This is a genomic window from Rhizobium sp. 32-5/1, from assembly GCF_029537235.1.
Classification (GTDB): Bacteria; Pseudomonadota; Alphaproteobacteria; order Rhizobiales; family Rhizobiaceae; genus Pararhizobium.
Map to the genome: position 1 here is coordinate 3,522,465 of NZ_CP120638.1, position 19,056 is coordinate 3,541,520.

Annotated in this window: 17 protein-coding genes and 4 pseudogenes; 14 read left to right on the forward strand and 7 right to left on the reverse strand. The window is 59.0% G+C overall.

Translation table 11 applies throughout. The annotated features are described in order from the left end of the window. Window positions 1-188 precede the first annotated feature (188 nt). The 9 genes and pseudogenes from P6U16_RS17680 (at window position 189) to P6U16_RS17720 (ending at window position 10,289) form a co-directional block, all read left to right on the forward strand. Complete coding sequence (locus tag P6U16_RS17680; protein ID WP_277701604.1) at window positions 189-1,142, forward strand: sugar-binding transcriptional regulator; 954 nt, start codon at window positions 189-191, stop codon at window positions 1,140-1,142. 210 nt (window positions 1,143-1,352) lie between these two features. Further along, entirely contained in the window at window positions 1,353-2,663 is a 1,311-nt protein-coding gene (locus tag P6U16_RS17685) for a sugar ABC transporter substrate-binding protein (protein WP_277701605.1), read from the forward strand. Between the two features lie 211 nt (window positions 2,664-2,874). Then, a complete protein-coding gene (locus P6U16_RS17690; protein ID WP_277701606.1) occupies window positions 2,875-3,747 on the forward strand; it encodes a sugar ABC transporter permease in 873 nt (290 codons plus the stop codon). A 24-nt stretch (window positions 3,748-3,771) separates the two neighbouring features. Further along, window positions 3,772-4,596: a carbohydrate ABC transporter permease gene (locus tag P6U16_RS17695; protein WP_277701607.1), complete on the forward strand. Its 825-nt coding sequence runs from the start codon at window positions 3,772-3,774 to the stop codon at window positions 4,594-4,596. Window positions 4,597-4,626: 30 nt separating this feature from the next. Then, a complete protein-coding gene (locus P6U16_RS17700; protein ID WP_277701608.1) occupies window positions 4,627-5,628 on the forward strand; it encodes an ABC transporter ATP-binding protein in 1,002 nt (333 codons plus the stop codon). Beyond that, a pseudogene (locus P6U16_RS17705) lies at window positions 5,625-6,397 on the forward strand (L-iditol 2-dehydrogenase). Before P6U16_RS17700 ends, P6U16_RS17705 begins: the two are co-directional and overlap by 4 nt. A gap of 30 nt (window positions 6,398-6,427) precedes the next feature. Further along, window positions 6,428-7,912, forward strand: a complete 1,485-nt coding sequence (locus P6U16_RS17710; protein ID WP_277701609.1) for a mannitol dehydrogenase family protein — start codon at window positions 6,428-6,430, stop codon at window positions 7,910-7,912. 78 nt (window positions 7,913-7,990) lie between these two features. Further along, entirely contained in the window at window positions 7,991-8,707 is a 717-nt protein-coding gene (locus P6U16_RS17715) for an HAD family hydrolase (protein WP_277701610.1), read from the forward strand. Continuing rightward, window positions 8,707-10,289, forward strand: a pseudogene (locus P6U16_RS17720) (FGGY-family carbohydrate kinase). The gene P6U16_RS17715 and the pseudogene P6U16_RS17720 overlap by 1 nt, the downstream one beginning before the upstream one ends. Before the next feature lie 274 nt (window positions 10,290-10,563). Here P6U16_RS17720 and P6U16_RS17725 read toward each other — a convergent pair. Together P6U16_RS17725 and P6U16_RS17730 are read right to left on the reverse strand one after the other, a co-directional pair. Further along, window positions 10,564-11,583 (reverse strand): sensor histidine kinase, encoded by a 1,020-nt coding sequence (locus P6U16_RS17725; protein ID WP_277701611.1) that lies wholly within the window; start codon window positions 11,581-11,583, stop codon window positions 10,564-10,566. Between the two features lie 171 nt (window positions 11,584-11,754). Continuing rightward, the gene (locus P6U16_RS17730) at window positions 11,755-12,549 is read right to left on the reverse strand and encodes a response regulator (protein ID WP_277701612.1); all 795 of its coding nucleotides are present in this window, start codon (window positions 12,547-12,549) and stop codon (window positions 11,755-11,757) included. A gap of 137 nt (window positions 12,550-12,686) precedes the next feature. On the opposite strand from P6U16_RS17730, the gene P6U16_RS17735 reads away from it, so the two are divergent. From P6U16_RS17735 to P6U16_RS17755, 5 genes and pseudogenes are all read left to right on the forward strand, one after another. Next, a complete protein-coding gene (locus tag P6U16_RS17735) occupies window positions 12,687-12,884 on the forward strand; it encodes a NepR family anti-sigma factor (RefSeq protein ID WP_277701613.1) in 198 nt (65 codons plus the stop codon). Further along, on the forward strand, window positions 12,881-13,447 hold the full coding sequence (locus tag P6U16_RS17740; RefSeq protein ID WP_277701614.1) for an RNA polymerase sigma factor: 567 nt from the start codon (window positions 12,881-12,883) through the stop codon (window positions 13,445-13,447). The genes P6U16_RS17735 and P6U16_RS17740 overlap by 4 nt, the downstream gene beginning before the upstream one ends. Before the next feature lie 202 nt (window positions 13,448-13,649). Then, window positions 13,650-14,525 (forward strand): GAF domain-containing protein, encoded by an 876-nt coding sequence (locus P6U16_RS17745; RefSeq protein ID WP_277701615.1) that lies wholly within the window; start codon window positions 13,650-13,652, stop codon window positions 14,523-14,525. 82 nt (window positions 14,526-14,607) lie between these two features. After that, window positions 14,608-14,730: pseudogene (locus P6U16_RS17750) on the forward strand (HWE histidine kinase domain-containing protein); the annotation flags it as partial. Next, window positions 14,730-15,137, forward strand: a complete 408-nt coding sequence (locus P6U16_RS17755; RefSeq protein ID WP_277704027.1) for a sensor histidine kinase — start codon at window positions 14,730-14,732, stop codon at window positions 15,135-15,137. The pseudogene P6U16_RS17750 and the gene P6U16_RS17755, both read left to right, overlap by 1 nt. Before the next feature lie 12 nt (window positions 15,138-15,149). On the opposite strand, the gene P6U16_RS17760 is transcribed toward P6U16_RS17755, so the two are convergent. The 5 genes and pseudogenes from P6U16_RS17760 to P6U16_RS17780 all read right to left on the reverse strand — a co-directional run bounded on the left by P6U16_RS17760 (window position 15,150) and on the right by P6U16_RS17780 (window position 19,054). Continuing rightward, the gene (locus P6U16_RS17760) at window positions 15,150-15,575 is read right to left on the reverse strand and encodes a hypothetical protein (protein ID WP_277701616.1); all 426 of its coding nucleotides are present in this window, start codon (window positions 15,573-15,575) and stop codon (window positions 15,150-15,152) included. A gap of 126 nt (window positions 15,576-15,701) precedes the next feature. Continuing rightward, window positions 15,702-15,944 carry a hypothetical protein gene (locus P6U16_RS17765; protein WP_277701617.1) on the reverse strand — a complete coding sequence of 81 codons (243 nt, stop codon included), beginning with the start codon at window positions 15,942-15,944 and terminating at the stop codon, window positions 15,702-15,704. Between the two features lie 254 nt (window positions 15,945-16,198). Beyond that, window positions 16,199-16,987, reverse strand: a complete 789-nt coding sequence (locus P6U16_RS17770) for a heme ABC transporter ATP-binding protein (protein ID WP_277701618.1) — start codon at window positions 16,985-16,987, stop codon at window positions 16,199-16,201. A gap of 10 nt (window positions 16,988-16,997) precedes the next feature. Then, window positions 16,998-18,050, reverse strand: coding sequence for an iron ABC transporter permease (locus tag P6U16_RS17775; protein WP_277701619.1), 1,053 nt, complete (start codon window positions 18,048-18,050; stop codon window positions 16,998-17,000). A 57-nt stretch (window positions 18,051-18,107) separates the two neighbouring features. After that, window positions 18,108-19,054, reverse strand: a pseudogene (locus tag P6U16_RS17780) (hemin ABC transporter substrate-binding protein). Window positions 19,055-19,056: the final 2 nt, after the last annotated feature.

Sequence of the window (19,056 nt, forward strand, 5' to 3'; positions counted from 1 at the left end):
TGACGAAACGGTAACTCAGCTTTATTTTTTATCAAATGGTAAAATTTCGAAATTCGATTCCGCTTAAACGACAGCGTTTTCAGTTTGTTACGGTTGTATTTCGAGCATTGAGCCTCGTCGGCGTTTGACAGGCAGGCTGTAAAAATGCCAGCAATTCAATTGGAATTGGTTTTGTGGGAAAAGGGGCGATGGCGAGACGGGCGGAGGCGAACAATCGGTTGGACGATGCGGCGCGCGCCGGATGGCTCTATTATGTCGCCGGCCGGACGCAGGACGAGATCGCATCGGCCATGGGCATTTCGCGCCAGTCTGCACAGCGCCTGGTTTCGCTCGCCGTTGCCGAAAAGCTGATCAAGGTGCGGCTGGACCATCCGATTGCCGCCTGCTTGGAACTCGCCGAGCGCCTGAAGGACAAGTTCGAGCTTCGCCATGTCGACGTGGTTCCCACTGATCCGGCCTCGACATCCACAACTGTGGGTATCGCCGAGGCCGGTGCGGTCGAGATCGAGCGCTGGCTGAAATCTGCCGATCCGATCGTGCTTGCCGTCGGAACCGGGCGAACGCTGAAGGCGGCGATCGACCAGTTGCCGCCGATGGAATGTCCGCAGCACAGAATCGTCTCGCTGACAGGTAATATCGGTCCGGACGGGTCGGCGGCCTACTACAACGTCATCTTCTCGATGGCCGATGCGGTCAAGGCGCGGCATTTCCCGATGCCTCTTCCGGTCCTGGTTTCGTCTGCGGCGCAGCGTGACCTGCTGCACCGGCAGGATCTCGTGCAGTTTGCGTTGCAACTCGGACGTGAAGCCAATGTCGCTTTCGTCGGCATCGGCGAGCTCGGTTCGGATGCACCCCTGTGCGTGGATGGATTTCTGGCACGTGAGGAAATGGACCGCCTGACTGCGACCGGTGCCTGCGGCGAGATCTGCGGCTGGATGTTCGATCAGGAAGGCCAGTTGCTGGCAGACCTGATCAACGACCGGGTGGCCAGCGTGCCCTTGCCGTCGCGCGAGACGGCGACCGTCGTCGGTCTTGCCAAGGGACGGAAAAAATATGCCGCGATCCGGGCGGCGCTGACGGGTGGCATGATCAACGGAATCATCACCGATGAAGGCACTGCAGAGTACCTGCTGAGCGCCTGAGACCTTTCAAGATATCGTCTGGATGCTGATGGAGCGCGTGCCGGCACGGCAGCCTGCGCTATCGCTCAAAAATTATTTCTCTCTTAAAACAATTGTTTAGTCCATCCTTTCTGCAATGCAGCAAGGAATGCCAATTGACTCCGTCGAGGCTTTAGTGGGTAATTGCCCACGAGCGAAGCAAATGCTCATTACTCTTCTGGGAGGAAGATTATGAAATTGAAAACATTCCTGCTGGGCACCTGCTCGGCACTTCTTCTGTGTGGCTTTGCCAATGCGGAAACCCTGACCATCGCCACCGTCAACAATGGCGACATGGTGCGCATGCAAGGCCTGACGGAAGACTTCACCACCAAAAACCCGGATATCCAGCTCGAGTGGGTAACCCTCGAGGAAAACGTCCTTCGTGAACGTGTCACGACTGATATCGCCACCAAGGGCGGCCAGTATGACGTCATGACGATCGGTACCTATGAAGTTCCGATCTGGGCAAAGCAGAACTGGCTTCTGCCTCTGGACAATCTCGGTGCCGATTATGACGCTGCCGATATCATTCCTGCGATTGCCGGCGGCCTGTCCGTCGACGGCAAGCTCTTCGCCGCACCGTTCTACGGCGAAAGCTCCTTCATCATGTACCGCAAGGACCTGATGGAAAAGGCAGGGCTGACCATGCCCGACGCGCCGACCTGGGAGTTCGTGGCAGACGCCGCGCGCAAGATGACCGACCGTACTGCTGAGATCAACGGTGTCTGCCTTCGCGGCAAGGCCGGCTGGGGTGAGAACATGGCGTTCCTGACGGCCATGTCCAACTCGTTCGGCGCACGCTGGTTCGACGAACAGTGGAAGCCGCAGTTCGACCAGGCTGAATGGAAGAACACGCTGCAGTTCTACGTTGACCTGATGAAGGACGCCGGCCCTGTCGGCGCCTCTTCCAACGGCTTCAACGAAAACCTGGCGCTCTTCCAGCAGGGCAAGTGCGGCATGTGGATCGATGCCACGGTTGCCGCGTCCTTCGTCTCCAATCCGACGGACTCGATGGTTGCCGACAAGGTTGGCTACGCTCTCGCCCCTGATACGGGCCTTGGCAAGCGTGGCAACTGGCTGTGGGCATGGTCGCTCGCGGTTCCGGCCGGTACGCAGAAGGCGGAAGCAGCCCAGAAGTTCGTATCCTGGGCAACAAGCAAGGCCTATCTCGAACTCGTCGCATCCAAGGAAGGCTGGGCAAACGTTCCTCCAGGCACACGTTCCTCGCTCTACGCCAATGCCGAATACCAGAAGGCGGCACCTTTCGCCAAGATGACGCTCGACTCGATCAACTCGGCCGACCCGACCAAGCCGACAGTCAAGCCGGTCCCCTATGTCGGTGTCCAGTTCGTTGCCATTCCTGAGTTCCAGGGTCTCGGCACGACGGTTGGACAGCTCTTCTCGGCGGCTCTTGCCGGCCAGATGACTGTCGACGAGGCGCTGAAGCAGGCACAGGACGTGACGACCGCGACCATGACCGAAGGCGGCTACATCAAGTAGTTTTGCCGCGGCACCAAAGGAACGAGGTCTGGCTCCCAAGGACCAGCCTCGCTCCGGGCCGTCCGTCCAAACGAACGGGCGGCCCTATTTCTCTTGGATATTCGATATGCGTATGCTGGCGGCCCGGATGCCGTCCTAGCGCCGTGCGCCAAGGATGATGCGCAACGGCAAGACGAGACCGAACGGTCCATCATCAACGACTGGGGGAACCATGGCTACGCGACAGACACAAACGCTTGCCCGGCTGATGCTGGCGCCATCCGTGCTGATGCTGTTCATCTGGATGATCGTGCCGCTCGCCTTCACCCTCTGGTTTTCATTCCAGCAATACAATCCGCTCAATCCGCTGCGCGATGGCTTTGTCGGTTTTGCGAACTACGCGCTGTTTTATTCCAATCCGGCCTTCCTGCAGTCCATCATCAACACATTGCTGATCGTTGGAAGCGTCCTCTTGATCACGGTGATCGGCGGCATCCTGCTCGCTCTCCTGCTTGATCAACCGATTTTCGGGCAGGGGTTCGTTCGCATTCTGGTGATATCGCCGTTCTTCGTCATGCCGCCGGTGGCCGCATTGGTCTGGAAGAACATGATCATGCACCCGAGCTACGGCGTCTTTGCCGATATCGCCCGGTTTCTGGGTGTGCAGCCGGTCGACTGGTTTGCACAATATCCGCTGTTTTCCGTCATCATCATCGTCGCTTGGCAATGGCTGCCGTTCGCGACGCTTATCCTGCTCACGGCACTTCAGTCGCTGGACGGAGAACAGAAGGAGGCTGCCGAGATGGACGGCGCCGGTTTCCTGTCGCGCTTCTGGTATCTGACGCTGCCGCACATGTCGCGGGCCATCACCGTCGTCATCCTGATCCAGACGATTTTCCTGCTCGCCGTCTACGCCGAAATCCTCGTTACGACCAATGGCGGCCCGGGCTATGCGTCCACCAACCTGCCGTTCCTGGTCTATCAGAAGGCGTCGCTCGAATTCAAAATCGGCCAGGCATCTGCGGGAGGCATTATCGCCGTCATTCTTGCCAATATCGTCGCCTTCTTCGCCATGCGCGCCGTCGGCAAGAACCTGGACCGCTGAGCGGCCGAACAAGAGGATACGTCAATGGCACGCGCTATCAGCACGAAACGCAAGGCAGTCTTCACGGTCGCAGCCTGGATCGTCGCACTCATCATCTTCTTCCCGATCCTGTATACGATCATCACGTCGTTCAAGTCGGAAACCGAGGCGATCGCCGGCTTCAACATGATCCCGTCAGGCACGATGGAAAGTTACGGTGCCGTCCAGGATCAGTACAATTACTTCAAGCCGTTCATGAACTCCGTTGTCTTGTCTGTCGGCTCGACGATCCTGGCCTTGCTCATCGCCATTCCGGCCGCCTGGTCCATGGCATTCTCTCCGACAAAGCGGACGAAGGACATCCTGATGTGGATGCTTTCGACCAAGATGATGCCGGCGGTGGCGGTGCTGTTTCCGATGTACCTGATCTTCCGCAATCTCGGCCTGCTCGACTCGCGGATCGGCCTCACGGTGATGCTGACGATGATCAACCTGCCCATCGTGGTCTGGATGCTCTACACCTATTTCCGCGAAATACCGTCGGAAATACTGGAAGCCGCCCGGATGGACGGTGCCTCGCTGTGGAACGAGATCATCTACGTTCTGACGCCGATGGCGGTTCCCGGCATCGCCTCCACCATGCTGCTCAACATCATTCTCGCCTGGAACGAAGCCTTCTGGACGATCCGCCTGACAGCCACGGATGCAGCGCCTTTGACGGCCTTCATCAGCTCGTTTTCCAGTCCGCAAGGCCTGTTTTGGGCAAAACTGTCGGCCGCATCGACCTTGGCGATCGCGCCAATCCTGATCATGGGCTGGTTCAGCCAGAAGCAACTCGTGCGCGGCCTGACCTTCGGCGCCGTCAAGTAAGCAAACAAGAAAAGATACCGGGAGGCACGCATGGGTAACATCACGCTCAAGAAGGTCAACAAATCGTTCGGCGAGACGCAGGTCATCCCGGGCATCGACCTCGACATCAAGGAAGGCGAGTTCGTCGTTTTCGTCGGGCCGTCCGGTTGCGGCAAGTCGACCCTGCTGCGCCTGATCGCCGGCCTGGAGGATACGACATCGGGCACGATCGAGATCGACGGACGTGACGTGACGGGAGAAGCGCCGGCAAAGCGTGGTCTCGCCATGGTGTTCCAGTCCTATGCGCTCTATCCACACATGACCGTGCGCAACAATATCGCCTTTCCGCTGAAGATGGCCAAGCTCGATCCGGCACTGATCGACAAGAAGGTCACGGAAGCGGCGCGCGTCCTCAATCTGACCAGTTACCTGGAACGCCGTCCGGGCCAGCTTTCCGGCGGTCAGCGTCAGCGTGTGGCCATTGGCCGTGCGATCGTACGCGAACCGTCGGCTTTTCTTTTCGACGAGCCATTGTCGAACCTCGATGCCTCGCTGCGCGGCACGATGCGGCTCGAAATCAGCGAGCTGCATCACCAGCTGAAGACAACGATGATCTATGTCACCCATGACCAGGTCGAAGCCATGACCATGGCCGACAAGATCGTCGTGCTCAATGCCGGTAATATCGAGCAGGTCGGATCGCCGCTGGAACTCTATAACAAGCCCGACAATCTCTTCGTTGCCGGCTTCATCGGGTCGCCACGCATGAACTTTGCCAGCGGCGAGATCGCAGCGCCGTTCAATGCCCCGACGATCGGCTTTCGCCCTGAGCACACAAAGCTGTCGAAGGAGAGCGGGAGCTGGGCCGGTGTCGTCGGCGTTGCCGAACACCTCGGTTCCGACACGTTCCTGCACGTCCATGTCGATGGCATCGGCATGGTGACGGTGCGCACCGGCGGCGATGTCCCCGTCAACCACGGCGACAAGGTGTTTTTGACGCCTGATGCTGAGCGCGTGCATCGCTTCGATGCCAAGGGGCTTGCTATCAGATGAACCGTCTCGAAGGAAAAAGTGCCCTGATTACCGGATCTGCCCGCGGCATTGGGCGGGCTTTCGCCGAAGCCTATGTGCGGGAGGGCGTGACAGTTGCCATTGCCGACATCAATCTGGAGCGGGCGGAGAAAACCGCATCGGAAATCGGCCCATCCGCCTATGCCGTGAAAATGGATGTGACAAGCCAGGACTCGATCGATGCCGCGATGGCCAGCGTCGTTGCAAAGGCCGGCGGATTGGATATCCTGATCAACAATGCAGCGTTGTTCGATCTGGCTCCGATCGTCGAGATCACCCGGAAGAGCTATGACACGCTGTTCTCGATCAACGTCTCGGGAACGCTGTTTACGATGCAGGCCGCGGCCAAGCAGATGATCGCCCAGGGCGCGGCGGCAAGATCATCAACATGGCGAGCCAGGCGGGTCGCCGCGGCGAGGCGCTTGTCGGCGTCTATTGCGCCACCAAGGCGGCTGTCATCAGCCTTACCCAGTCGGCGGGCCTCAACCTGATCCAGCATGGCATCAACGTCAACGCGATTGCGCCCGGTGTCGTCGATGGCGAGCATTGGGATGGCGTCGATGCGATGTTTGCCAAGTACGAAAACCGCCCGCTCGGCGAGAAGAAGCGGCTTGTCGGTTCGGAAGTTCCGTTCGGCCGTATGGGCACCGCGGAGGATCTGGTCGGCATGGCCATCTTCCTCGCTTCCAGCGAGAGCAATTATATCGTCTCCCAGACCTACAATGTCGACGGCGGCAACTGGATGAGCTGAGCCCGAGGCTCGCTTGAAAAGGACAATGCGATGACCACCAAACTTTCACTCGCAACGCTGGACCAGGTTCAGGCGACCGCTGCCGTCCCGTCTTACGAGCGCGCAAGCCTCACTGCCGGCATCGTGCATTTCGGTGTTGGAAATTTTCATCGCGCCCATCAGGCCGTTTACCTCGACGATCTCTTCAACAGCGGCCGCGACCATGACTGGGCCATCATCGGGGCAGGGGTTCTCCCCTCCGATGAGGCGATGCGTGCCAAGCTTGCCGAGCAGGATTTCCTGACAACCGTGGTCGAGCAGGACAACAACAGGAGTGCTGCCCGCGTCACCGGCCCGATGATCGATTATCTGCGTCCGGGCAATGCCGCCGCAACGATTGCGCAGCTCGCCGATCCGGCGATCCGCATCGTTTCACTGACGATTACCGAGGGCGGCTATTTCATCGACCCGGCGTCCGGGACGTTCAATCCCGCCCATCCGGCGATCGTTGCCGACAGCCAGAGCCCGGATGAGCCGAAAACCGTCTTCGGCCTGATCATTGCCGGGCTCAAGGCCCGCAAGGCAAAGGGCCTTGGCCCCTTCACCGTGATGTCCTGCGACAATATTCCGGGCAATGGCGAAGTCACGCATGCCGCCGTTCGGGGACTGGCGCGCCTGTCCGACCCTGAATTGGCAGACTGGATCGATGCCCATGTCGCCTTTCCGAACGGGATGGTCGATCGCATTACGCCGGCCACCGGGCCGCGAGAAATCGGGATCGTCGCCTCCGACTATGCCATCGAGGACAACTGGCCGGTGTTCTGCGAGGAATTCAAGCAGTGGGTTCTGGAAGACCATTTTCCGGCCGGACGCCCGACACTCGAAAGCGTCGGCGTGCAGTTCGTGCCTGATGTCGCGCCCTATGAGCATATGAAAATCCGCATCCTGAATGGCGGTCATGCGGCCATCGCCTATCCGGCCGCACTCATGGACATCCATTTCGTGCATGAGGCGATGGAGGAGCCGCTGATCCAGGCGTTCCTTCAAAAACTCGAATTTGACGAGATCATCCCGGTTATTCCGCCGGTGCCGAACACCAATCTCAATGACTACTACAAGCTTGTCGAAACCCGGCTCTTCAATCCCAAGATCGGTGACACGATCCCTCGTCTCGCCCAGGACGGCTCCAACCGCCAGCCAAAGTTCATTCTGCCCTCGACCGCCGATCGTCTGGCCCGTGGCGAAGATGTTGTCGGGCTTTCGCTGGTCTCGGCCCTCTGGTGCCGCTATTTCGCAGGAACCTCCGACAGCGGCAAGGCGATCGCCTTCAATGATGCCAGCGCCGATCGTCTTCAGGCCGCGGCCTTGAAGGCCAAGCATGATCCACAGGCCTTCCTTGCACTTTCGGATATCTTCGGCGAAGTTGCCAAATCGGAGTTGTTCCAGCGTCGCTTTGCCCATGCCTTGAAGACGCTTTGGGAAAAGGGCACGCGTGAAACCCTGCAGCTCTATCTTGACGGCAAACTTGGAGATTGATGCCATGCACCCCAGCCGCCCGCGGAATCCTGCCGTTCTCAGCAGCGGTTTCCGTTCGCCGGCACGGGCTTGACCGGCATGCAGGTACCTGCTCCCCAGTTGATGATCTTCGATTGCGATGGGGTTTTGGTCGATAGCGAACCCTTGTCCGTCGAGGTGCTGGTGCGGGTTTTGCACAATGCCGGCGTCGAAATGGACGCCGAAGAGGCCTATGCCCGGTTTCTTGGCAAGAGCCTCAAGACCATGTCCGACATTCTCCATGAGGATTATGGGCTGGCGGTCGATGACCGGTTCCTGGAAGAGATGCGGCTTGATCTCTACCGGCGGTTTCGCTCGGAACTCCAGGCGGTCGATGGGATCGCAGAGGCGCTTGACGGGCTCGATATCCCGCGCTGTGTCGCCTCGTCCAGCCAGATGGAGCGCATCCGGCTCTCGCTGACGATCACGGGCCTGATCGATCGGCTGGAGCCGCATCTGTTCAGCGCGTCGATGGTTTCCAGAGGCAAGCCGGCGCCGGATCTGTTCCTCCATGCTGCCGCGCAGATGGGGGTTCCGGCTGAAAACTGCATCGTCGTCGAGGACAGCCCGGCCGGTATTGAGGCGGCCAAGGCCGCCGGCATGCGCGTCTTTGCCTTTGCCGGCGCGTCGCATGCGCGCTCCGAGCGCCACAAGGCGGCTTTGTTGCAGCTTGAGCCGGATGTGCTGTTTGACGATATGCGGGAATTGATACACTTTATCAGGCAAGTACAAAAGGGCGGGGTCCGACAAGACCAAAGGGACGGGAACATTCTTTAATGCGCGATTTGGTCGTGGCGGTCGACATCGGGACAGGCAGCGCGCGGGCCGGTATTTTCAACGGGCAGGGCATGCTTCTGGCAAGGGCGGATTATCCGATCGCCATGAACCGGCCGGAAGAAAATCACGCTGAACATGATTCCGAAAATATCTGGTCGGCCGCCTGCATCGCCGTGAAGACGGCGCGCGCCAAGGCAGGCGTCGAGGCATCCTCCATTGCCGCCATCGGTTTCGATGCGACCTGCTCGCTCGTCCTTCGTGATGCGGACGGGGCGCCACTTTCAGTGAACCGCAACGGCGATCCGCGCTGGGACACGATCGTCTGGCTCGATCATCGTGCGCTCGACCAGGCCGATTTCTGCACGGCGACAAAACACCCGGTGCTCGATCACTCCGGCCGTGTCATGTCGCCGGAGATGGAAATGCCCAAGCTCATGTGGTTGAAGCAGAACATGCCAGAGCAGTGGGCCAAGGCTGGATACTTCTTCGATCTTGCCGACTTTATGTCGTGGCGGGCCACAGGCAATGCCGCGCGCTCGCGCTGCACCTTGACCGCGAAGTGGAACTACCTCTCGCACAAAACGCAGGCGTGGCAACGCGATTTTTGGAAGCAATCGGTCTTTCCGATCTTCTGGAGCGCGGCAATCTTCCGGATGAAACACTGGCCGTCGGTTCGTCGACGGGGCGGCTCACGCCGGAAGCGGCTCTTGAGCTCGGCCTTGACGATGGGTGCGAGGTGGCAACCGGCGTGATCGACGCCTATGCCGGTGCGATCGGGGCTTTGGGGGCCTTTGCCGGGCAGCCGGAGAAACTGGAGCGTCAACTGGCGCTGATTGCCGGGACGTCGAGCTGCATCGTGGCCTTCTCCAAGCAGATGAAGCCGGGCTTCGGCATGTGGGGTCCGTATTTCGAGGCGGTTCTGGGCGATAGCTGGTTGATCGAGGGCGGGCAGTCGGCAACCGGCGCTCTGCTCGATCATATCGTTCGCAATCATAGCGCCGGCAGCGAGCCGGACGCCGAGGTCCATGGCGCGATCGTCAAACGCATTCAGGAGTTGCGGTTGGTACAGGGTGCGGATTTCGCCCGGCGGCTGCATGTGTTGCCCGATTTTCACGGCAATCGTTCGCCGCTTGCCGATCCGCATGCGCTCGGTGTGGTCAGCGGATTGACGCTCGATGCGTCCTTCGACGATCTCTGCCGGCTATATTGGCGGACCTGCGTTTCGATCGCCCTCGGCATCCGGCATATTCTGGAAATGATGAAGAAGGCGGGTTACGACCTCGACACGCTTCACGTCACCGGGGGCCATGTCCGCAACCCGTTGCTGATGGAACTCTACAGTGATGCCACCGGCTGCCGGGTCGTGGTGCCGGAAACGAACGACGCGGTCCTGCTTGGCACCGCTATGATTTCCGCTGTTGCCGGAGGGCTCTATCCGAATCTCGGCGCCGCTGGCCAGGCGATGTATCCGGGTGGTCACGAGCGTCAGCCGAACCCGGAAAAGCGGGCGGGATACGACCGGGATTACCGGAAGTTCCTCATGCTTCACCGTCATCGTGCGGAGCTTGAAGCGGCGGTTTAGCGGATTGCAGCTGACAGGTTTTAGCCGGCGTAAAATTGTTTCAAAAAATATCGCACCTGCCGGAACTTATTTTCCGAGCGTCCGTTTATGTGATGTCCGGACAATGGTTTGCATCGCCCCCAATGCGAACCGGTAAAAATTCCGGTTTCCGACTCACACGCCCCCTCGGTGAGTTGTTGATATCAGCCAGTGCCTTCCCCCGGCACTGGCTGTTTTCATTTCGGCCTTCAGGAAAAGACAGCGCCGGTAGATTCACCCTTAAGGCGCGTCCACTCTATTCTTCGATGCGGGTGATAATCTCGTATTCGCGGACCGGTACGGTCAGATGGTATTCAATCCGATCGCCTGTTGTCGTGTACCTCGCCTTGCCGCCAATGGCGATCGGAACCACCCGTTCGAGTACTGTGCGCGCGAAAGTATGTTCATCTGCTTTCGACGTCGTGATGCTCGCTGGCAAATGCTCGATCCACGCCAGCTCAATGGCTTTCTGTTCGTTGAAGATCGTCTCGAAACAATTCACCGTTAGAGAATTGACGCCGGCCGATATGGCGCCATGGGATGCGGAATTGACAATCAGTTCGTGCAGGGCGAGGCCGATATGCAGTGTTGCATTTGGCGACAGGTGCGCATTAATCCCGGTAACGGCAATGGGGTTTGCTGTGTTTGGCCAATAGGAATTGAACTGGCGTTCGGCGAGTTCGAACAAGTATGCGCCGCGCCAGCTTGAATCCGTGACAAGATCCTGTGAGTAAGAAAGCGATTGGATGCGACCGCGGAAGGTCGTGAGGAAGCCATCAAGGGACAACGCCTGCCGGGCTGTTTGGGTTGCGATACCCTGAATAATAGCCAGCAGGTTCTTCGAGCGATGGCTGAGTTCGCGAAGGAGCGTCTTGAGAATGCGCTCGCGGTGCAGAGTATCCGAAATGTCGGTGATGACAGTCAGCAAACCGCCACCATCCGCAGGCAAAACAGGCTCGATCTCGATACGATAGGTGACGAGGCCGCTACTGGACTGGATCTCGACTTCCGTGGTGACCGATTGCTGATCCTGCAGTACCGCGCGTTTGAGTTCAGTCAAGCGCACGTCATTATCGCCGCCGAAAAGATCTCCGTTCTCTGGAAACAGGGTTCCGGCCTGGTGCAGACGAACCGGGAGATTGGCGAATAACATGACCTTCAGATCAGTGGATTGATGGATGAAGCCGACACCTGTCTTCTTCAGCGCCATTTCCATCAAAACCGCCGCTCGGTGGGAGCTGCTCTTGATCTGCTCCGGTTTTCCTGCCGTGGTCACGCGATACTTTCCCGTCAAAGGTTTGGATTGTTCTCGTGGGGCGCTGATGCCATGAGCAACAATCGGCTGCTCTCACTTCATGGTGAACGGGGCCAGACGTTGTCGGTTTCATATTGGTCGCTACCGGGGTGTCGCTGCGATCACAGCGACACCTGCATTTTCACCTGGAGGTCAGGCTGCAGCCTTGGTCGTTTCGTTAAAGAACAATGCCTGGCTTATCAAAGCCTTCACCATGTCGGGATTGAAGGGTTTAGTTACCAGAAATGTTGGCTCCGGACGCTCCCCGGTCAAGAGGCGTTCAGGGAAGGCGGTGATGAATATCACGGGTATCGCGGAGGTCTTGAGAATATCGTTGACGGCGTCGATACCCGAGCTTCCGTCGGCCAGCTGGATGTCGGCGAGAACCATTCTCGGGCGTGTGGATTTGAATAGCGCTACCGCTTCCGCACGGGTTCTGGCAATTCCCGTCACGCGATGGCCCAGGCTTTCGACCATCTGCTCTATATCGATCGCGATCAACGGCTCGTCTTCGATGATCATGATGTCGGTTGCGACCTGACGCGAAATTTCCTCGGATGCCCGTTCAAGTAACTGCAGCATTGCGGGTTCATCCAGATCCAGAACCTCTCCAGCCTCAGAAGGACGGAAACCTTCAACGGAAACCAGCAGGAAGGCTTGTCGCGCCAGCGGCGAAACCGACGCGAGATTGATCGAGGCGCGCTTTTCCCAAGCAAAAGGCGATACAGGTTCGGGGATAAGCACTGAGGACGAGCCAAACAACTTGGTATAGAGCTGAAACAGTGCAACCCTGTCATTGCTCGCTTCAGGAAAGATTGAAACGTCTGCGATCAATGCCTCGAGCACGGCGGCAACATAGGCATCACCAGACGTCTGAGAACCCGTCAAAGCACGGGAATACCGGCGCAGATAAGGCAGAAACGGCGCGATCCGGTTGGACAGTGACATAAATGAACTCCCTCAAGCAGGCCAATAGGTATGACCCTCACCCGGCGGAAACGCGCGAAAAAAAAGGTTCCTTGCTTGGAACAAATTTTTCACCTGTGCATTATCTGGAAATGAATGACCAAAGGTAGCGAATATCTATGAACCACAAAACAGGGGCAAAGCGTGGGCCGGTTAAGTCGGTGGGCGCTGACGATCCAAACGGACAGATTGCAACAAAATTGAGAGCACTTTACCTTTCTGTCCAAGAAGAGGCAATTCCTGATCGATTCTTGGATCTTCTCGAGCAGCTTGACGCGGTCGAGAAGCAGGCGTCGGCTGCGGGTGCGACCGAATGAGTAGTGCAGAGAAGTCTGAGGAACCGAGCTTCAAGCGTGAAATGCTGGCGGCTTTGCCAAGTCTAAGAGCTTTTGCCATGTCGTTGATCGGTCGGCATGATCGGGCAGACGACCTCGTCCAGGACACCATCATGAAGGCCTGGGCGAAGCAGGACCATTTCGAGATGGGCACCAATATGAAGGCTTGGTTGTTCACCATCCTGCGCAACGAACTTTATAGCCAGATGCGCAAGCGTGGCCGGGAGGTTCAGGACAGCGATGGTTATTTCACGGAGTCGCTGGCGCAGCATCCGGCGCAATACGGATCGCTCGACCTTCAAGATTTCAAGCGAGCACTCGACCAGTTGCCGCCTGATCAACGCGAAGCGATAATCTTAGTGGGGGCGTCCGGTTTCTCTTATGACGAAGCTGCGGAGATTTGCGGTTGTGCACTGGGCACGATAAAAAGCCGAGTCAATCGCGCACGCCAGCGTCTTCAGGATATCCTGCAGGTAACCGGAGAGAATGAATACGGGCCGGATGCGACATCTGCGCCACTGACATCCAGAGCCTTTGCCTCCTGACGCCGGGAGAGGAAGGCTTTGGCGTTGCGCGGGCCGTACTCATTCGTAGAGGCTCCGATGTGTCTGGCAGCGCGTTCAGTTGGTCCATTGAGCGCGCCGACATGCGAAATCTGGCGGAACGTCCGGATTTGGTACAATACAGACCGTTAGCCGTCGCGAACATGCGGGCTTACGGGGTTGGGGATTGATGAACGAGTCACTATTGGAATTGCCGGCAAGCGTGACGGAAAGTCTTGTTTCGCGCGAGCGTCTCGAGGTGCTACAGTCCGTGGCACCGGATATGCGCGTGCTCGATGCGGAATTCGATACCATCACACAGATCGCCGCCGATTTGTTCCGGGCTCCCGTCGCACTTGTCAGCCTGCTTGACCCACATACGCAGTGGTTCAAGGCCCGTGTCGGGACTGAGGAAACGCATGCATCGTCGCTGGAATCGTTTTGCGCGCATACAATTGCTGACTCCCACGGCGCTCTTGTTGTTTCCGATGCTTCGGCCGATCCGCGATTTGCAAATCAGCCACGCGTTTCTGGTGCGCCTTTCCTCCGCTTCTATGCCGGCGTGCCTGTCTTCATTGAGGATCAGCCGATCGGCACCGTATGTGTATTCGACATTGTCGCCCGACCGCAGACCGATCCGAAACTGGTCGAGCAGCTGCATCGGCTATCTGCGCTAGCCTCATCGCTTTTCAAGCTCAAGGATGAGGCGCGCAAACGTGCGCTGAAGGAGGTCGCCTTGTCCCGGGATAGCCGCCGTCACGCCATGGCCCTTGATGCGGCTAATGTAGGCAGCTGGTTGTGGGATATTCGCACCGGCAATGTTTCCGGAAATGGTGCTATGCTGCGCTTGTTCGATCTGCCGACGACCGGAGCCCAGTTGCGGGCCCGCGACATTTTTCTCTTATTCATCCTGAGGATCGCACCAAGACGCTTGAAAAACTCCGTACTGCCATGGCGGCGGATGAGGAGTATGACGGCCTCTTTCGCGTTAAGTCGACAGATCGATGGATATTGGGGCGTGGCCGCGTCCACGAGAGGATTCGAGCGGCAGGCCGACGGTGTTCCTCGGCATCAACCTTGACGTGACCGATGAACAATCGTCCATGCAGAGGACGCGCCTGCTCTTGCGGGAGCTGAACCATAGGGTCAAGAACACGCTTGCAATGTTGCAGTCCCTAGCCAGGCAGACATTACGTCAGACCAGTGATCCTCAACAATTCATGAAGGCATTTGCCGGACGGCTTCAGGCAATCTCTGAGGCCCACGGTCTGTTGTCGGATCACGAATGGGGCGAAATTCGCCTTTCGGCGCTGTTTTCCAAACAGATCTCCCTTATGTTCGCGACTACGCCGCACAGGTGGAAATCCATAAGGACGAGATTTCGCTTGGACCGGACCAGGCCGTCGGCCTTGGGCTTGTTCTCCATGAATTGGCAACGAACGCTGCCAAGTACGGTGCGCTCAGCACGCCGCGCGGAAAGATCATATTGACGGCGAGAAGCATGAGGGAAGAGACGGGACCGGTTCTGCACCTGACATGGACGGAAGTAAACGGTCCGCCCGTGCAGCCACCGGAGCGGCGGGGCTTCGGCTCCATCCTGATCGAGCGCAGTCTCGACAAGGTTCTCGGCAGTTCAGTCAAGGTGGAATATTTGCCGGCAGGCCTTACAGCAATCGTCCGTTTGCCGCTGTAGAGCAAGGATTGTTCAATCGTCGTGGCGGGATTTTCGTGTAAATCCGAGAAGCGCGCCGATACCGACTGCCAGGCCTGCCGCAAGCAGCGGCTGCTTGCGGAATAGCGTCATTGACGCTGCAACCGCTATATTGGCCTGCGCTATCGAGCGGCGCCGACGTTCTGCGGCAAGGCGTGCATCACGTGCACTTAGCGCAAGCATGACGCCCATGATGATCAGGCCGATAAAGAGCGAAACAACTGCAAGGATCATTGTCGCCTGGAGCGGCGTGTAAATCGTGCTGAGATAGAGCGCTCCGGCAACCAGCGCAAAAACATAGGCGGTCGCGAAAAATATGGCTGCGAAAGCCGAAAGGGCGGCATTGCGTTTATATCGCGAGACGGTGTGCCCGATATCGCTGACAAGCAGAGCAGAAACCAATGCACCCAACGAACCCATCCATTTTTCTCCTGAACGCTTGTGCCAAAGATATCCGCATTCTGACGGTCCCTCGACACTTGATCAAATGCGGACCAAAAACGAAGCGGCGGCACCCGCGTTGACGGCGCCGGCCTTCAAGCCATGTTAACGACGCAACAGCGAAGCAATAACAACACCGACAAGGGCTGCAGCGCCCAGCGTTGCCAGCGGATGTTCCTTGACAGTGTGGCGCACCTGCTTTTCGGTGCTTGCATAGCGTGCACGCAGGTCCGACAGCATCTGTTCGCCGTTGCTCAGAAGGTCGTGCAGGCCGGCTTCAGCCTGATCGCGCACATCGTGAGCACGGGAGCGAACATCGGACGAAGCTTCGGCGCTACGCTTCGACATAAGTTTGGTCAGCGCTGCAATATCGTGACGGATTTCGCTGATCTGATCTTCAACCGGGGCGTTGAGAAAACCGCTGTGCTTCTTGCGCGAGCTTGAAAAAGACCTGTTACCATGATGGACACTCCTACATTTCAGGGCCGGTGTTTTCCCAGCTCTTTCCGTTTCATGCCGGCATGCAATGTCGTTGCCATCCCAGCGGTTCACAGTCAAAACGCACGAGGCGGGATTTGGTTCCCTCAATTAGGTCTGCGTTATTAATGCACCGCAGTATGCGGCAGGACGAAAGGGATCGATCCGTGCGGGACGATATTGACCCGCATGCAGCATCCGAACACCGACTCCATGATGTCGTCGGTCATGACCTCTCGCGGCGTGCCTGACGCGCGGATCTGACCCGCCTTCAGCATGATCATTCGATCGGCGAACATCGCCGTCAGATTGAGATCGTGCATGATGGCGATGACCCCGCCGCCACGTTTGCAGAAGTCCCGTGCAAGTCGCATGATGGTCAGTTGATGGCGGATGTCGAGGCTGGAGACCGGCTCGTCGAGCAGCAGGAAAGAGGGTTCCCCGTTTTTGATGGGCTCCCAGATCTGGCAAAGCACGCGGGCCATTTGCACGCGCTGCTGCTCGCCACCCGACAGTTCCTGGTAGAAACGGCCTGCAAAGCCCGCGAGATCGACGGCGTCCAGCGCCTCCTGGGTGATGCGATCCGTCTGGGCGGTGCCCACGCCGCCGCTGATCGACAGGCCCATGCGGACGATTTCGCGCACGGTGAAGGGAAACGAAATGATGGTCGATTGCGGCAGGACGGCGCGCTTAAGGGCGAGCTCCCATGGTTTCAGCGCGGCGATGTCGTGACCGTTGATCCGAACTGTCCCGGAGTAGGTGGTCTCGCCGGCGAGCGCCTTTAGCGTCGTCGTCTTGCCGGAACCGTTCGGCCCGACGATGGCGGTCAGTTCGCCGGCCCGCGCTTCGAGCGAAACGCTATGCAGGACCGGTTTGTCCGACAGCCGGACCGAGAGATTGGATGCGCTGATCATGATGGTCGTCTCAAAGGCCCATCTGAGTGCGGCCGCGCAGAAGGATCCAGAGGAAGAAGGGGGCACCGGCAAAGGCAGTGATGATGCCGATCGGCAGTTCGGCCGGCGGCACGATTGTGCGGGCGATCATGTCGGCAAAGATCAGCAGCGTGCCACCCAGCAATGCCGAGGCCGGCAGGAGATAACGATGGTCCGGGCCGATGAGAAGGCGCAGGACGTGCGGCACGACGATGCCGACAAAGCCGATGCCGCCGCTGACGGCGACCGATGCGCCGGTTGCGGCTGCGACGCTGACGATGGCGATGTTCTTTAGCCTCTGGACGGGAATGCCCATATGGAAAGCGGCTGCTTCGCCCAGCGTCAGGGCATTCAGCCCGCGGGCGAGAAAGGGTACGACGGCGAGCGAGAAGAGAATGATCGGGCCGGCGGCCATGACCTTCGTCCAGTTGGCGCCGGCCAGCGAGCCGAGCCCCCAGAAGGTCAGGTCACGCAATTGCTTGTCGTCGGCGATGAAGATCAGCACGCCGGTGACGGCGCCGGCAAGCGCGCCGAGCGCGATGCCGGCAAGCAGCATGGTTGCGACCGACGTCTGTCCGCTACGCGTGGCGATCCGGTAAAGAAGCAATGTTGTTCCGAGCCCACCGAGAAAGGCTGCGACCGGCAGCGTGTAGAAACCAAACACGGCAAACAGCGGCCCGAAGACCGAAGAGCCGAGAACGATCATCAGGACAGCACCCAGGCTTGCGCCCGAGGAGACGCCGACCAGGCCGGGGTCCGCCAGCGGATTGCGGAACAGGCCCTGCATGACGACGCCCGAGACGGCCAGCGATGCGCCGACCAGAAGGCCAAGCACGGCGCGGGGCAGGCGGATATCGAGAATGATGATCCTGTCGCGAACGCTCAGCACCTGCTCCATATCGTCAAGGCCGAGGATGCCCCGCATGACATTCGACAGGGACGCATCGGCAGCGCCGGTCACGATCGAAGCGCAGAACATGGTGGCCGTGATCACGATCAACGCTGCGATCAACAGGCGGGCCAGCCGCGAGCGGTCGCCGGACAACCAGTCCGATCTCAGGCGATCGAAGAAGCTGGTGGTGCCACCCCGGCTATCATCATGTCACTGCGAGACATCGGGTTTTCCATAGACAGCGGAATTCAGTTCGCGAATGGCGCTTGCCGTGCGGGGTCGAAGCCGAGCAGGTGCAGGCCATCCATGCGGATGATCGTCTTGCTCTTGGCAGCCGGTGTCAGGCTGAGTGCCGGATGCGCAAACAGATCGGCGTCGCTTGCCGCGTGCTCTCCGCCCCGGGTCATCATCAGCACGACATCGGGTTTTGCCTCGATGATCGCTTCGTCGGTCAGGGCCTTGTAGCCCTTGAAATCGTCCGTGGCGTTGACCGCGCCCGAAAGCGCGATGACGGCATCCGCAGACGTGCCGGAACCGGACGCCATGATCTTTCCGCTCTGCGTGCTGAGAATGAACAGCACGCGCTTGCGCTCGCCAGCCGGGCGCTTGGTCGAATCCGCAACGGCAGCGTCGAGGTCGGCCTTGACCTTCGCAGCCAGGGCTTCGGCTTTGTCGTTCACACCGAGAAAAGCTCCGACCGTCTTGATCTTCGCAACAATTCCGGCTCCGTCATAGGTGTCGGGCACCGTTTCGAAAGGAATGCTGGCATTGTCGAGCAAGGTCAGGGCTTCGGGCGGGCCGCTGCCTGCAATGGCGATGATCGCGCTCGGATTGGTGGCCAGAACACCCTCGGCCGAAAGCTGGCGCATATAGCCGACATCCGGAACCTGCAGGGCAGCCTGTGGGTAGACGCTGGTCGAATCACGCCCGACCAGCCGTTTTTCCTCGCCAAGAGCATAGATGATTTCCGTGATGGCGCCCCCGACCGAGACCAGCCGCGACGTATCCGGCTGCTGCATTTCCTGGGCGACGGCGGCGCGCACGAAGGATGCCCCGCCCGGTGCCGCAACCGGCAGCACGAAGGGTGCAGACAGGGCGAGAATGGCGACCGTCAGCTCCCAGGGCCGCAGCCTGCGGAAATCATATCCGTTCTTCATAT